The 13,735-nt window shown below is 55.3% G+C and carries 12 protein-coding genes; 1 reads left to right on the top strand and 11 read right to left on the bottom strand.

Translation table 11 applies throughout. The features are described 5' to 3' along the window. Window positions 1-495: 495 nt before the first annotated feature. From G449_RS0105870 to G449_RS18415, 3 genes are all read right to left on the bottom strand, one after another. Window positions 496-1,134: a carbonic anhydrase gene (locus G449_RS0105870; protein ID WP_034605168.1), complete on the bottom strand. Its 639-nt coding sequence runs from the start codon at window positions 1,132-1,134 to the stop codon at window positions 496-498. A 398-nt stretch (window positions 1,135-1,532) separates the two neighbouring features. Beyond that, on the bottom strand, window positions 1,533-3,953 hold the full coding sequence (locus G449_RS0105875; protein ID WP_022658383.1) for a methyl-accepting chemotaxis protein: 2,421 nt from the start codon (window positions 3,951-3,953) through the stop codon (window positions 1,533-1,535). Between the two features lie 91 nt (window positions 3,954-4,044). Next, on the bottom strand, window positions 4,045-4,494 hold the full coding sequence (locus G449_RS18415; RefSeq protein WP_159060442.1) for a hypothetical protein: 450 nt from the start codon (window positions 4,492-4,494) through the stop codon (window positions 4,045-4,047). 32 nt (window positions 4,495-4,526) lie between these two features. On the opposite strand from G449_RS18415, the gene G449_RS0105885 reads away from it, so the two are divergent. Beyond that, window positions 4,527-5,351: a nitroreductase family protein gene (locus tag G449_RS0105885; protein ID WP_022658385.1), complete on the top strand. Its 825-nt coding sequence runs from the start codon at window positions 4,527-4,529 to the stop codon at window positions 5,349-5,351. A gap of 80 nt (window positions 5,352-5,431) precedes the next feature. On the opposite strand, the gene G449_RS0105890 is transcribed toward G449_RS0105885, so the two are convergent. From G449_RS0105890 to G449_RS0105935, 8 genes are all read right to left on the bottom strand, one after another. After that, window positions 5,432-5,638, bottom strand: a complete 207-nt coding sequence (locus G449_RS0105890; protein ID WP_022658386.1) for a tautomerase family protein — start codon at window positions 5,636-5,638, stop codon at window positions 5,432-5,434. A gap of 22 nt (window positions 5,639-5,660) precedes the next feature. Next, a complete protein-coding gene (gene modD / locus G449_RS0105895; RefSeq protein ID WP_027180744.1) occupies window positions 5,661-6,527 on the bottom strand; it encodes a ModD protein in 867 nt (288 codons plus the stop codon). Between the two features lie 115 nt (window positions 6,528-6,642). Further along, complete coding sequence (locus tag G449_RS0105900; RefSeq protein WP_022658389.1) at window positions 6,643-7,341, bottom strand: molybdate ABC transporter permease subunit; 699 nt, start codon at window positions 7,339-7,341, stop codon at window positions 6,643-6,645. Window positions 7,342-7,343: 2 nt separating this feature from the next. Further along, window positions 7,344-8,096: a molybdate ABC transporter substrate-binding protein gene (gene modA / locus G449_RS0105905; protein WP_022658390.1), complete on the bottom strand. Its 753-nt coding sequence runs from the start codon at window positions 8,094-8,096 to the stop codon at window positions 7,344-7,346. Next, entirely contained in the window at window positions 8,074-8,853 is a 780-nt protein-coding gene (modC, locus tag G449_RS16220) for a molybdenum ABC transporter ATP-binding protein (RefSeq protein WP_022658391.1), read from the bottom strand. Before modC ends, modA begins: the two co-directional genes overlap by 23 nt. 326 nt (window positions 8,854-9,179) lie before the next feature. Beyond that, entirely contained in the window at window positions 9,180-10,757 is a 1,578-nt protein-coding gene (locus G449_RS0105915) for a DnaA ATPase domain-containing protein (protein ID WP_022658392.1), read from the bottom strand. A 609-nt stretch (window positions 10,758-11,366) separates the two neighbouring features. Next, complete coding sequence (locus G449_RS0105925) at window positions 11,367-12,044, bottom strand: outer membrane protein (protein ID WP_022658394.1); 678 nt, start codon at window positions 12,042-12,044, stop codon at window positions 11,367-11,369. 294 nt (window positions 12,045-12,338) lie between these two features. After that, window positions 12,339-13,610, bottom strand: a complete 1,272-nt coding sequence (locus tag G449_RS0105935) for an OmpP1/FadL family transporter (RefSeq protein WP_022658396.1) — start codon at window positions 13,608-13,610, stop codon at window positions 12,339-12,341. Between the last annotated feature and the right edge of the window lie 125 nt (window positions 13,611-13,735).

Here is a 13,735-nt window from a genome sequence, read left to right on the forward strand (position 1 = left end):
ATTGGCGGCACTGATGGAAAATGTATTGCCTTCAATCCGAGTTAAAAGACAGCATGCAATATTTGTTGAACTATTCCACTTCATGAATTGATCTGTCAGATTTTTGTTCATGGAAGTAGTCCCTTGATTGAGGCTGACTAGCTTGGAATGTATTTCAACTTAGTTAAATATAAAATTTATCTGGTGTAAATGTGAATTTTTCTTATAAAGCAATTTCTCTGTATCGTTGTAAATTTATAAATATATGACTGCGATTGCTGGTAGGCACGCCTGAAGGATAAAAGACCCGCACAGAAGTGCGCCTTCAAAACAGGTTGCAGATGTCTTGCGAGCAAGCGGGGACGCATTTGGCAAATGGCATCAATGCCTGCACCCGTATCGCAGCATGCGAAACACTGGAAGGTATATAAAAACAGCGGATTTTCCATGGTTGGAAAATCCGCTGTCACTGCATGTCGCAATAAAAAGCAGCGCGTTGGCCTGCGCTCTGGGCCGTTATTTTTTCAGGGCCAGAAAATCGTGCTCGTCTGGGTCGTAATATTTGATTTCGCCAGATTCAATATAGTAGAGCCAGCCGTGAACGTGCAGGTCGCCCGATTTTACTCTGTCGCGCACGCACGGGTATGTCATGAGGTTTTCTATCTGAAAAATGATGGAGAGTTTTTCTGTCAGGCGCAGCAGTTTATCCTGTCCAACTTCCTTGCCAAGTGCCAGCGTGGCAAGTTCCTTGGCTTTTTTGCCCAGCGAAAGCCATTTTTGCGTGTGCACAAAGGCCTCATCGTGAATGTCCTTGTACAGGGCTGCGATGGCGCCGCAATAGGTGTGGCCGCAGATGATGATTTCTTCAACATTCAGGGCTGTTACGGCATATTCAATACCTGCGGCCATGGCGTGATAGTCTTCGTCCGGTTTGTAAGGGGCTACAAAGTTGCCCACATTGCGCAGCACAAAGAGCTGGCCGGGAGGAGTGTTGGTGATAAGCGATGGAATAACCCTGGAATCGGCGCAGCCGATATAGAGCACCTTGGGGTGCTGGCCGCTGGAAACAAGTTCCAGAAGCTCATTTTCATGCTTGCAGAAGTAGTTTTTTTGGAAAAATGCATTTCCCTGAAGCAAGCGTTCAACGTTCTTCATCAAATAACCTCAATAAGCATGGTTGGTTGGGACGTGCGTAGTTGCGGGATTTTTTTGGGGGGGGGCGAAATTTGTGAAACATTGGTATTGCGCCGCTGACAGCAAGGGGGGGGCTGCCGGATTGTCTGCAATAGGGTTATGACTTCTTTGCTTTGGTCTGCAGGGCAGGCCGTCGTTGGCCTGGTCGGCTCTGGTGCCTGGTCAGTGCTGCCGCCTGAGCTGCCGCCTGAGCTACCGCAGGATCAGTGCTGGCGCTTGAGCACGCCCTTGACTCAACGTTCCATAGCTTGTGGGTAGGGCATCTTGTGCCAAACGTCAAGAAGGGGCTACAGGGCCCGCAATCAGCATGACTGATGCGGGCCCTGTGATATCTGCGCCTGTTCGGGATCTACGGGAACTTATCCTTGCGACAGCGCTTTCAACTGTGCTGCAAGGCGTGAAAGTTCGGCAACGGTGCCGTGCAGTTCGCGCGTCAGGGTGTTGGTGGTTTCTGCAACATGCTTCACATCTGTAATGGCGCGGTTGATTTCTTCGCTTGTGGCGGATTGCTGTTCCGCTGCCGTGGCGATGGATTGCACACTATTGCTGGCACTGGCGACAATTTCCACTATCTGGGAAAGCGCTACGCCGCTCTGGTTGGCCATTTCAGTGGCCCTGCTGACAGTGTCGGCAGTGTCGCGCATTTCCTGCATGTTGCCCTTTGCCACAGATTGAATGGTTGTAATGGCCTCTGTGACTTCCTTGGTGGCCTGCATGGTCTTTTCCGCGAGCTTGCGCACTTCGTCCGCCACTACGGCAAAACCGCGCCCGGCATCGCCCGCGCGGGCTGCTTCGATAGCCGCATTAAGGGCCAGCAGGTTGGTTTGATCGGCAATATCCGAGATAACTCCCATGATTCTGCCAATGCCCTCGGTATGGGTTTCGAGGGATTCCATTTCCTTGAGCAGGGCACCGGTGTGGCTGTTGACCTCTGCAATGGCAGAAACTGCTTCATCAACAATTTCTGCGCCATGCCGGGCCTTTTGCCGCGCGTCTTCTGTCTGGTCAGCGGCGGAAGAAGCATTTTGCGCCACCTCGCGCACGGTGGAAGTCATTTCTTCCATGGCGGTGGCGGTCTCCTGCGCACGGCCATTTTGCGCATCCGCACCGTCCGAAACCTGCTGGAAGCGGTCCTTCATCAGGCCCACAGCTTCTGTCAGGCTGTCAGCCGCCAAGCTTATGGAGGTATTCACTTCCTGCATATGCTTCATGGTTGCTTCAATTTCGCGCTCTTTCAGCACCAGAGTGGTCACATCGCGCGCAATTTCCACATAGCCGATTTTATTGCCCTGGTTGTCGCGCAGCACATCACTGAACGGCTGAATATAATGCGGATTTTCCGCAGTGCCGATATCAAGTATACGCGCCACCACAGATTTGCCGCTGCACTTGGACTGCGCAATGGGGCAGTCGTCGCTCTGGCACACTTCGGTATTGAAGTTGTCGTGGCAGAACTGCCCGCGAAGCTTTGTGATATCCTTTTCAAGCAAGGTTTCTGTGGCTTTGTTGGCGATGATAATGCGGTAGTCGTCATCCACGCCAAAGATGGGGTCGGGCACGGAATCCAGCAGGTTTCTGTATCCCTGCACCTCCGTGAGCATGCTTTCAATCTTGTCCAGCAGCCGGTTGAACCATGAGGCCAGCGCGCCGATTTCGTCCGAGGAGGAATACTTCAGGCGGTTGGCCAGCACAGCCCTGTCTTCTGCAATTTCCTGGATGGTCTGACGGATGCTCTGAACTGGCCGCAGCACTGTTATGCTGAGCACAAAGAACGTCATGACCAGCGGCACCACAAGCAGGGTAAGGAAGGCCGCCGCAAGGATGATCCCCGCGTGGCTCATGATGCCCTGCTGTTCAGACAGATCAGTGCTGAACACGAGCACGCCGATCTGCTTGTCCTTGAAATCTGTAATGGGCATACCGGAAAGCAGGGTGGAGCCGACAATTCGGGTGGTCGATCCCTTACGGGTTGCATCCAGAAAGCTCTTGTCCAGCAATCCCTCAACCTTGCCGTCCTTGGTGCCGCTCACAAGAACATATGAATCGGCAACAATGGGGTGCTTTTCCTTGTTTTGCAGGCCCGTGGCAACCTTAAGGTGCTCGGCGTTCATGTACAGCAGCGAGGATTCTCCCTCGCCAGCGCTCAGGCCGTTCAGAACGTGGGTAAAACTCACCAGCACTTCAACAGAACCCAGCTGGCTGCCCGAAAGGCTTGTGACAGGTGCAAGGCCCCGGATTTCAAAGCCGCCGCTGCCGATTTCGACCCCGCACAGGGCTTTGCCGTTCTTGTTTACCTCAAGCACGGTGGGGCGGAAGGTCGAAAGATCGTCTGAAATATCAACCCACTTGTCGCCCCGCTTGGTCTGTTTGTCGCGCCACAGGCGCGCAAAGCTCCGGGCCGGGGGAAAGTGGTAGTGTATCTGGGGTTTTTCACCGATAACCGCCTTGAATCCATCCAGCATGGGAGCGAGGGAAGCGCGCAACATTTCCCGCCCCCTTTGGGCGGCGGCGCTGTTTTCATCGTTAATGTCGCCTTCCATGGCTGTTCTGTAGGCGGCCTCAACCTCGGGCAGCCTGCTCACCAGCGCGGCCATGCGCATGGCCTGTTCGCTGCACAGTTCAATGGCCTGTTTCATCTGCGAGGAGCGGGCTTCGACCAAAGTCTGTATATTTATTTCGTTAAGTCTTTCAAATTGCTTTTGAATGACAAAATAGCAACAAATGCCGATAGCAAGTGTGATGCCAGCTATGGGGATGCAGACTTTTGCTCGTAATTGCATCAGAGTTCTCCATATGCAATAGTTTAAAATACTATCGCGTGCTTGTGAAAAAACTTTAGGCTTGTGACAGGTTGTGTAAAAAGACAAAGATTCAAGCGCCATTATTTGCTAACAAATAGTATAAGGCGGAGTATATTTGCTCAGAACACAAGAAGAAATGATACCATAACAGTGTGAAAAAAACAAGTTCCCAGATGATATTGTTTAATAATGGGAAATTATTCTCAAAATTGCCATTCCGATAATTTTGCGGGATCGTTTTTTTGAAAACTGGGAGTGGGAATCTAAAAGCGGGAAACTGATAGCTGAAGGATACTGCAACTAGTGGCAGCGGCTTGCTGAAAAAAGAGGCGGCAGCAGTGGCGGAGGTTCTGCCGATGCCTGCCGCTGAGGGGCGGGCCATGGGCGCGCTGGCGGATTTTTGCCTTTTGACAGGTATTACCGTAGTATTCACCCCTGCGGCAGCCTGTAAACCGCCGCTTTTATGTGCAGGATACAAGCCCCTGAGCAGGCACATGCCTGCAAAGGCGGCATTTTGCATTTTTGACCATGCGTTATAACGCCAGGGAGCCTATGAATTCTTTTATAGTAGATACAGAATTGTGCCGCAAGGACGGAATTTGCGCCAAAGTGTGCCCCATTCAGATTATTGATGGCAATGTTGGTGAATACCCCTCCATGTCTTTGCATAAGGTCAGGGTATGTATTGGTTGCGGGCAGTGCATGGCCTTTTGCCCGGCCAATGCCTGTTCCGCGCCGGGGCTTTCATCGCAAGACAGCCGCCCCTTGCGGCGTGATCAGCTACCTTCGGCCGAGCAGGTTGAAGAACTCGTATTTTCGCGCCGTTCGGTGCGGAATTTCAAAAACAAACCTGTTCCGCGCGAACTGTTGCACAGGATTCTTGACGGCGCGCGCTTTGCACCCACGGCCAAAAACACGCAGGAGCTGCGCTGGATTGTTTTGGAAACTCGCGAGCAGACGGAAAAGCTGGCAGCCCTTGTCATTGACTGGTTGCGTGCCCTGCCGGAAATTGACCCTGCCACTGCCAAGGATGTGCATGCCGAAAGCCTCGTGCGGGCATGGGAAGCTGGGTATGACGTCATCACCCGCACTGCTCCGCAGATTGCCCTGATTGTTGCCCCCAAGGGGCATTGGGGGCCTGCGGATGCCTCCATTGCCGCCGCCTATCTGGAGCTGCTGGCCCACGGGCACAAGGTGGGCTGTTGCTGGGGCGGCTACGTATGCTTTGCCATGGGGCATCACTCTGCCCACGTTCTGCGGGCCTTTGCGGGCGTTAAGGACGATGAGCAGGTCTATGCGGCGCAGATGATGGGCTTTCCACTGCTTGCCCCCCACTTCAGGCCGCCGCGCAAGGCGCTGGATGTCACCTGGCTGTAGGGCTTTATCTCCGTAGCAAAAAAATAAAGGCGGCAGCCGGGTTTCATGCCCGGGCTGCCGCCGTGCTTATTTGATGGCTGCTACTGTTTGCGGCGGCGTACGGTAACGCTTTCGCCGCCGATGCCCCAGTTATCCGTGGAAAGTTCTTCAATAAGAACCACGGTAGTCGCGGGATTTTTGTGCAGCACCCTTTGCAGCAGTTCCGTGACGCCGCTGATAAGTTCTGCTTTCTGCTCCGCAGTGGGGGCTTCTGCACCGCCTGTTACCTTGATATTTACAAAAGGCATCTGTACCTCCGCGATTATTGCCCTAGGGGGCTTTTTCCATAACAACCTTGATGTCTGCCGGTTTGCCAAAGTAGGGCCAGCTTGTGACGAGCACGTCAACGCCCGTGGCCGCATACTGGGCGGCGTTGCCGCCGTTGACGCCGCCAGCGGCCAGAATGACGATGTCGTCGCGCAGGGCGCGCACTGCGCCCACAGTTGCGGCAAGAGTCTCGCAATCGAATTTTTCGCACTGAACAATATCAATGCCTGCTTCTGCCACCAGCAGGGCATCGTCAAAGGTGTCCACCTCGGCGCTGATCTTGCGCTCAGGCGCTTTCGCGCGCAATTTGTCCATCATGGCTGCCACGTTGCGCAACGAGGTCTGTTGTTCGCCGGGCAGGAAAACGCGGTGCTGGTCAAAAATGAGGATGCTGTCCGAGAGGTTTTGCCGATGAATGATGGCCCCGCCGTTCATGGCCGCCTCCAGGCAGATGGCCTTGGCGCCGGGAAAGTTTTTGCGTGTCACGGCAACGCGCACGGCGGGGTTTGCGGTGTGGGCCTGCTCCACCATGTGCGCCGCGCGCGTGGCAATGCCTGTCATGTATTCCATAAGGGTCTGGGCCAGCTTCCAGCCACGGTGCAGGGCGGCGGCTGGGCCTGTGGCCTCCAGGCATTGCTGGCCCGCTGCAAGTCTGTCGCCGTTGGCGGCGGTGCGACTGACAGAAAGGCCGCATTTGCGCAGGAGCAATTCGGCTTCTTCCACGCCGCTGATGGTGCAATCCGCCTTGGGCGCAAAGCGCATGACGCCAGAAGCCGCGGCAATGCCGAGCAGTTCTACCGTAAGGTCAAGGCCGGGGCAGTCGTCTGCCAGCAGGCCCTCCAGCCATGTATCGGAACAGGGAAAGTGCATGACATGCTCCTTGTAAATGCAGAACACTATACAGGCTAGAGCAATGTCAGTTGAGAATGTTCCGTCAACGGCGCAGAATCGTGTATTTGCGCTGAAGCAGCGGAGTGATAATGCTCTAGAATGACCTTTTTTGACACCAGTCAATGCCAAGGTACAGCAAAAGACTGATTATCGCCAGTATGGCGCAGAGCAGGGCTGCCCGCTGAAATTCGCCTGTGGATACGGCGTTGAACACTTCCAGAGAGAGTGTATTGGTGCGCCCTGCAATGTTGCCGCCGAGCATGAGGCTGATGCCCACCTCGCCCATGGCCCGCGTGATGCCCAGCAGCAGCCCGGCGGCAAGGCCATGCCGGATGAGCGGCAAGGTCACAAGAAAAAAACACTTGCGGGGAGAGGCGCCGCACACCCGCGCCGCCTGCTCAAAGCGCAGCAGTTCGGGATTGTTCAGCGCCGTTTGCACGGGCTTGACCACAAGGGGCAGCCCTGCCAGCCATGCGGCAAGAATGATGCCCCCCTGCGAAAACACCAGGCTGACGCCCAGTGTCTCCCGCAGGGCAATGCCACCCCAGCCGTTGCGGCCAAAGAGCATGAGCAGCAAAAAGCCCAGCGCCATGGGCGGAAAAACCAGCGGCAGGGTGATGATAAAGTTGATCACCCGCCGCAGATGCGGATTTTTCGCCATGCCCAGCCGGGCAAGAGGAATGGCCGTCAGCGCGTGCAAGATCAGGCAGGCGCTACAGACCCGCAGGGTCAGCAGCACGGAAAAGCTGACTTCTGGCGCGCACAGGGCGCGCCACAGTTCATGAAGCTGCATGGCTACAGGCGCAGGCCGTTGCCAGCAAGGATGCGCTGCGCCTCCGGGGTTTTCAGAAACTGCATGAACGAGCGCACTTCGGCCTTGTTCTCCTGCCCGGCCACAACACCCGCCACCAGCAGCATGGGCGTATAACCCTCGCGCACTTCCATCCAGCCGCCAACGCTGTCGCCCTGCTTGCGGGCAATGGCCTCGTTCACAAAGGCAGCGTCAAGATCGCCGGAAACAAGGTAGGAAAAGACCTGAGGCATAGTGGAAAGCATGGAAAGCTTTGCCTTGAGCGGCTCCAGAAGGTTGTTGCCCTTCATGAAGGCCACTGCTGCCCTGCCGTAAATGGCCGCCTTGGCATCGGGATAGCCGATTTTGGCAAATTCCGGCTTGGTGAGATCCTGCGCCGAGGCAAGGTGCAGCCCTTTGCGCCACGCCAGCACAAGTACGGCTTCGCCAAGCGGTTCATAGGCGGCAAAGGCCAGGCCGGAATCCTGCAACGTGCCTTTTTCCGAAACAATAATGCTGACGCCGCTCCCCGCCTTGGCCTGTTCGATTATCTGCCCGATGTTGCCGCTGTACATTTCTGTGGGTTTTACGCCCGATTGCTGCGCATAGGCCGCGCACAGCTGCTGCACCATGGGCTTGTATCCAAGACCGGTGGTGATGGATGGCCCGTCAGCATGGGCCGACTGCGCAAAAACGAGGATGCATGCGGTCAGTATCAGCAAAAGGCGAAAACGTTCAGGCAATACCAGAGGCTTCATGTGCGGCTCCTGACAGATAAAAGGTGGGGTACGGCAACAGGCCCAGACCGTGCGCCTTGCGAAGGGTAACCTCAACCATGCCTTGCGCTTCAAGGCGGCCATGGCGCAACAGCAGCATGCTGTTGCCAAGGGCCAAGGCCTCATCGGGCGAATGGGTGACGTACAGCACGGGCACGTTCCACTGCTGCGGAATGCGCGCAATGTAGGCCATAAGGCCATCCTTGAGGCTCATGTCCAGCGATGAAAGGGGTTCGTCCATGAGAAGAAGGCGCGGGCGGCAGAGCAAGGCACGCCCAATGGCAACGCGCTGCTTTTCTCCGCCGGAAAGATGGGCCGGGCGTCTGTGCAGCAGCGGGGCAATATCGAGCAGATCGGCAACGTCATCAAGGGCGGGCGCATCCTTGCTGGCGTGGGCGGCATGAAACCGGAGGCCGAAACGCAGGTTCTCGCGGACAGAAAGGTGTGGAAACAGGCGGGCGTCCTGAAAAACATAGCCCAGGCGTCTGCCTTCTGGCGGCAGGTTTATGCCTTGTTCCGCGTTGAAGCAGGTGATGCCGTGACAGCGTATCTGCCCTGCATCGGGCGTTTCCAGCCCTGCAATACAATTGATAAGGCTTGTTTTTCCGGAACCGGAAGGGCCAAAGATCACAGCAATGCCGCACTCAGCAAGCGTAAATGCAAGTTGCAGTTCAAACTCGCCGTGTTTTTTATGGATGTCTACGTGCAGCATGGCCTGTCCTGAATGCGGGGTGGGCATGACCGGCGCCTTGTGCGGCCAGTAGCGTCATATCCAGCGATCATTAAGACCATACGGAGAGTGATGCCATGTATCAATAAATACACGGTTTAGATCATAAGCGTGAATGTTGGGGCGCGATCGCAGGGACAGTCTGCATGTCCTGAGGGATGAAGCGGAGCAGACTTGTGCGTTTGCTGTGTTGCACGCAGCTAGAGGCCTGCAAGGCCAGGGGCCTCACTTCAGACAAGCATGCGAAACGAAAAAATTGGGTATGGAAGGCAGAAGATGCTCTGCGCCCCCAGACCGGGCAGGAGGAAAGAGGGCGTCAGCAGGGCCGAGGGCGCTTATGCGCCCATGCCTGCATTGCGTTCGATAAGTTTGACGGCCCTGGCAATCTGGCGGCCAAGGCTGGTTTCTTTGGAAAGTTCACGTTCCACACTGGTGATGCCCTTGATAACCGTGGAATGGCGGCGGTTGAATTTTTCGCCGATTTCTTCAAGAGTCAGTTCTGTGTGTTTGCGCGCGAGATAATACACTGTGTTGCGGCCCAGCACGCATTCCTTGCGGCGCGAGCGGGAGCTGAGCTGGCGCTCGTTGAGGCCGTAGCTTTCACAGACCAGACGCACGATGGTGGGCATGTCCGGCCCGCAGCTGATCTCGGCATACTGGCTGAGCACTTCCATGGCCAGATCAAGGTTCAGACCGCAATTGAGCAGACGCGCCTTGAAGATGAGGCTGTTCAGGCACGATTCCATCTGGCGCACATCGCCGTCAAGGCGGCAGGCCAGCAGTTCGCAAACGGAGTCGGGCAGCAGCACCTGATAACTCTTGGCCTTGCGCTCAAGAATGTGGCGGCGCATGTCTTCTGTGGGGCGGCCAATATCGGTGAGGATGCCCGAGCAGAAATGCGACACAAGCTGGCTGTCCACGCGTTGCAGTTCGCGCGGCGAAAACGATGAGGTAAAAATGACGCGTCCGCCCTTGGCCTGAAGGTTTTTAACCACGGCAAGCGCCATGTCCTGCATTTTTTCCTTACCCTGGAAAAAATGCACGTCTTCAAGCAGCAGCACGTCAAGATCACGGAAACGGGTTTTGAAATTTTCGATGTCGTGGGTGCGCAGGGCAGCCACAAAGCGCGAGGCAAAATCTTCTGCCGTCAGGTAGCCCACGCGCGCACCGCTGCGTTCTTCTGCAATGGCGCGGCCAACGGCCTGTGCCAGGTGGGTTTTGCCAAGGCCAGGGGCAGAGTTCATGAACAGGGTGCGTACGCAGCCGCTGCTACGGCTTACATCCTGAGCTGCCGCAACAGCCATATTATTGGTGGGGCCAACTACAAAGTCCGCAAAAGCATAGCGCCAGTTGGTCGCCAGACGATAGGCCGGGGTGCTGCTGATGGGCAGGGTGGCCTGCAACGGCGGGCGCGCCATCTGCTGTGCGGCAGTGTCCTGACGGCTGGCAGCCTCCGTGGCGTTGGCCGCCAAACCGGAAAATGTCGCGTTCAGTATGGAAGATGAGTGTGCGAACTGCTCTGCCGTGTCAGCTTGTTTGGCGTGGGCTTCTGCATCATGGGCCAGGGCAAAAGAAGAGGGCTGTTGCATAGGGCTGGCCGCAAAGGCCGATTTATCTCGGCTGTCACGGGCTGGCAGGTTAGCCGCAGGCTTGCTGCTGTGGGCGGTATCGCCTGCAGCGGTAATGCGCACGTCAACAGAAGCTGGGTCAAGTCCCAGCACCGGGGCTGCTGCTTCACGCAAGGTGGAGAGCATCTTGCCTTCAAGCCAGCTGGCCACAAAAGCATTGGGCGCGGTAAGCAAAAGCCCCCCCGCGTGCACTTGTGCCCGCAAGGGTGCAATCCAGACCTTGAAAACGCCGGAATGCAGCATTTTCTTGAGATTTTCAGAAATTTCAGACCATTGTTCGCGCATGCAGCCTTGTAGCCCAAAATCAGATTTTGGGGCAATTGATGATTCCGAGCTGTTTGAGACATGAGGCCAATTTCTTATCCCCAACTTTGTTTATATCTAATAGGCCTGAATTTTAATGTTTTTTAGTTACTCGGCCTGTAGCCCCTATGATGGGATATCCTTTGAGCGCAAGGCTTTCATGGGATGTCTTGGTGTTTTAAACATGATGTCAAAAAGTTTTACACAAATACAATTTGTTTTTTCTCTGTTTTTCTCATGTATACTTCATTTTTTAACAAGGCATCAGCAAACTATGCGCACCGTAAGGCAAGGCAGATTGTCAAGGGGGAAAAAGAAATTTTCGGTGGTTTCATGCCGCATGACTGGACCGGAATTTCCACGAAAATTATATAAGAACTGTTGATATTAAAGAAAGTTAAGAAAATATCCAGGCATGCCCGGAGCATGCGGGCAGCAGGTGAATACGCCTGGCGCCAGAATGCAAAAAACCCCGGCCTGAGCCGGGGTTTTGTTCCTGAGGGACGGACAGCGCAAGCGGTGCTCGTGCTGAATCTACCGTCCACAGCACGTTGCTGTGCCTCCTGGGAGGCCGCGGTGCTTATCTGCGGCTTAGAAGCCGTAGCGCAGGCCGAGCATGAACTCGTTTTCGTAGGGGCGGTTGCCAACGTTGTACTTGTTGCCAGCAGAGGTGACACTTACATCGTTGTAGCCAAGGCTCACAAAGCGGTAGCCCGCATCAATGGCAAAGTGCTCGTTGATGTTGAAGGCAACGCCAGCGCCCAGGTTCCAGGCAAAGTTGGTGGTGCGTTGATCGCCGCTGAACTTGTCGCCGTTGTTGGCGGTAAAGTCATAGCCAGCGTAGTTGAAGGCCATGCCAAGACCACCACCCACATAAGGGGTCATGATGCTGTCGTTGTGGAAATCCCAGAACAGGTTTGCAAACAGGGTCGAAGAGTTCCAGGTGCCCTTGACCTGCTTGATCGCCGCGCCGCCATCGCTCCAGGTCTTTTCATTGTTGCCGCGCATGGCGAATTCAAGTTCGGCACGCAGGGGCAGCATCTGCTGGGGCCAGAAGTCATAGCCCAGGGCCAGGGCGCCACCAAGGGTGAACTGGCTGTACTGGTCTACGCCTGAGCCAGCCATGGCGCGGGAGCGTTCAATTTGGCCGGTATTTTGAAAGCTCATCAGGAATTTGGGGGCCAGATACATGCCGTTGCCTTCAGCAGCGGCAATGTTGGGCAGTGCCAGACTCAGCACCAGCGCCAACGCAAGAATAAAGCGTTTCATGACAGTCCTCCTAGGTACTTTCCTCCAAAAAAATGAAGGCAGCTTTAAAGTTGAAACAAACATTAGAAAATGTCAATATTTTTTCTATATTGGCAGCAGTGATGACGTATATTTACTGTGTTGACCATGCAAAACAGTATGCTGCAACGCTTTGACTCAACAGGAAACCAAATGTATTCTGTACAAAAAAGAAAAACCCGGCTGCTTTTTAACAACCGGGTTCATATACTATTGCGCCATAAGCGCCCGCCGTCTTCGCAACGTCAGCGGGGCGCGTTTGGCCAGCTTTGTTTTTTAGAACGTGTAACCCACTGAAAGCATATAGATGTTTGCAGAAACATCCTTGGAATTGCCGCCAGTAATGCCTACCTCGGGCGATATGCCCTTGGCATCGGTGCCGCCGTAGTCAAGCGAATTGATCCACAGGTGGGCGTAGGCGAGGTCTACGGTCCAGTTATTCCAGTTGAAGCCAGTACCCACGCTGAGCGTTTTGCGGCCATTGGTGGGGATCATGAAGTCGGCGTGGCTTTCATTGACCACGGGCGTTTCATACGAAAAACCCGCGCGCAGGGTCCACCAGTCAAGGGGCTTGTATTCCACGCTGCCGTTGAAGTTCCAGCCGTCGCGCCATTCCTTGTTGTTGATGGAACTGTAGCCGCTGTCCATATAGATGTTCAGGGCATTGTAGGTGGACCAGCGGGTCCAGACCGTGCCCACTTCAAAGCTCAGATTGTCCAGCGGCTTGTAGGTAACGCCCAGGGCTGCCGAATCGGGCAACTGAAGCACGGTGTTTGCGCCGCAGTTTCTGGCCTCGGGCAGGTGTTTGGCCTTGCTGATGGCGTTGTCGCCCTGATAGGCGAATTCCACATCGCCGTTGATGTTCATGGTCACCTGACTCTTGTAGGACAGGCCAACCGACCACTGGTCGTTGAGGTGCATGTGCAGGCCAAGGTGAGCGCCATAACCCCATCCGTTGCCCTCAAGCTGCATGTCGTTGTCAAATTTTTTGCCGTTGTTGTAGGTCAGAATTTTGTTGCCCATGTACATGTGGGCGTTCATGGCTTCCACGCCTACAGAAAACGAGACAGTATCATTGAGCTTGATGGCAAGGGTAGGCACGAAGGAAATAGTCTGCACGCCGATGTCATAGACATTGTACCTGCCCGCCCAGTCTCCGGAATAGCTGTTGCCAAGGCCGAAACGCGAAAAAACGCCCAGACCGACCCATGCGTTGTCGCTGAGCTGATGACTCAGATAGGCGTGCGGAGCATTCCAGAGGGCGGGCTTCGTGTAGGTCGAGGTTTCGCGGCCGCCATAACTGGTGGAAATCCCGCCAGAAGGGCTGATGAGGGCAAAGCCGCCCATCGTGCGCGTGCCGGGCAGTTGCGTAATGCCTGCGGCATTATAGGCAATGGCCGAAACATCATCAGCGCGGCCTACCATGCCGCCAGCCAGGGCAACACCTCTGGCGCTCCATTCATTCAGGGCGAAACCTTCGCCCCAGGCCACGGGCGCGCAGCAGGCCACCAGAGCCAGCGCCAGACATACAGCACGAAAAACCTTCATCACCCCTCCACTAAGATGCAAAAAAAGCGCACAACAGCCCATCCCGGCATACCTTAGCACGCTGGTACGGTTGTGGTGTCGCAGAAACGGACGCGGCTGTATGGCCGCCCTCGACAACAGTAATG

The organism is Desulfovibrio desulfuricans DSM 642, assembly GCF_000420465.1.
Lineage (GTDB): Bacteria > Desulfobacterota > Desulfovibrionia > Desulfovibrionales > Desulfovibrionaceae > Desulfovibrio > Desulfovibrio desulfuricans.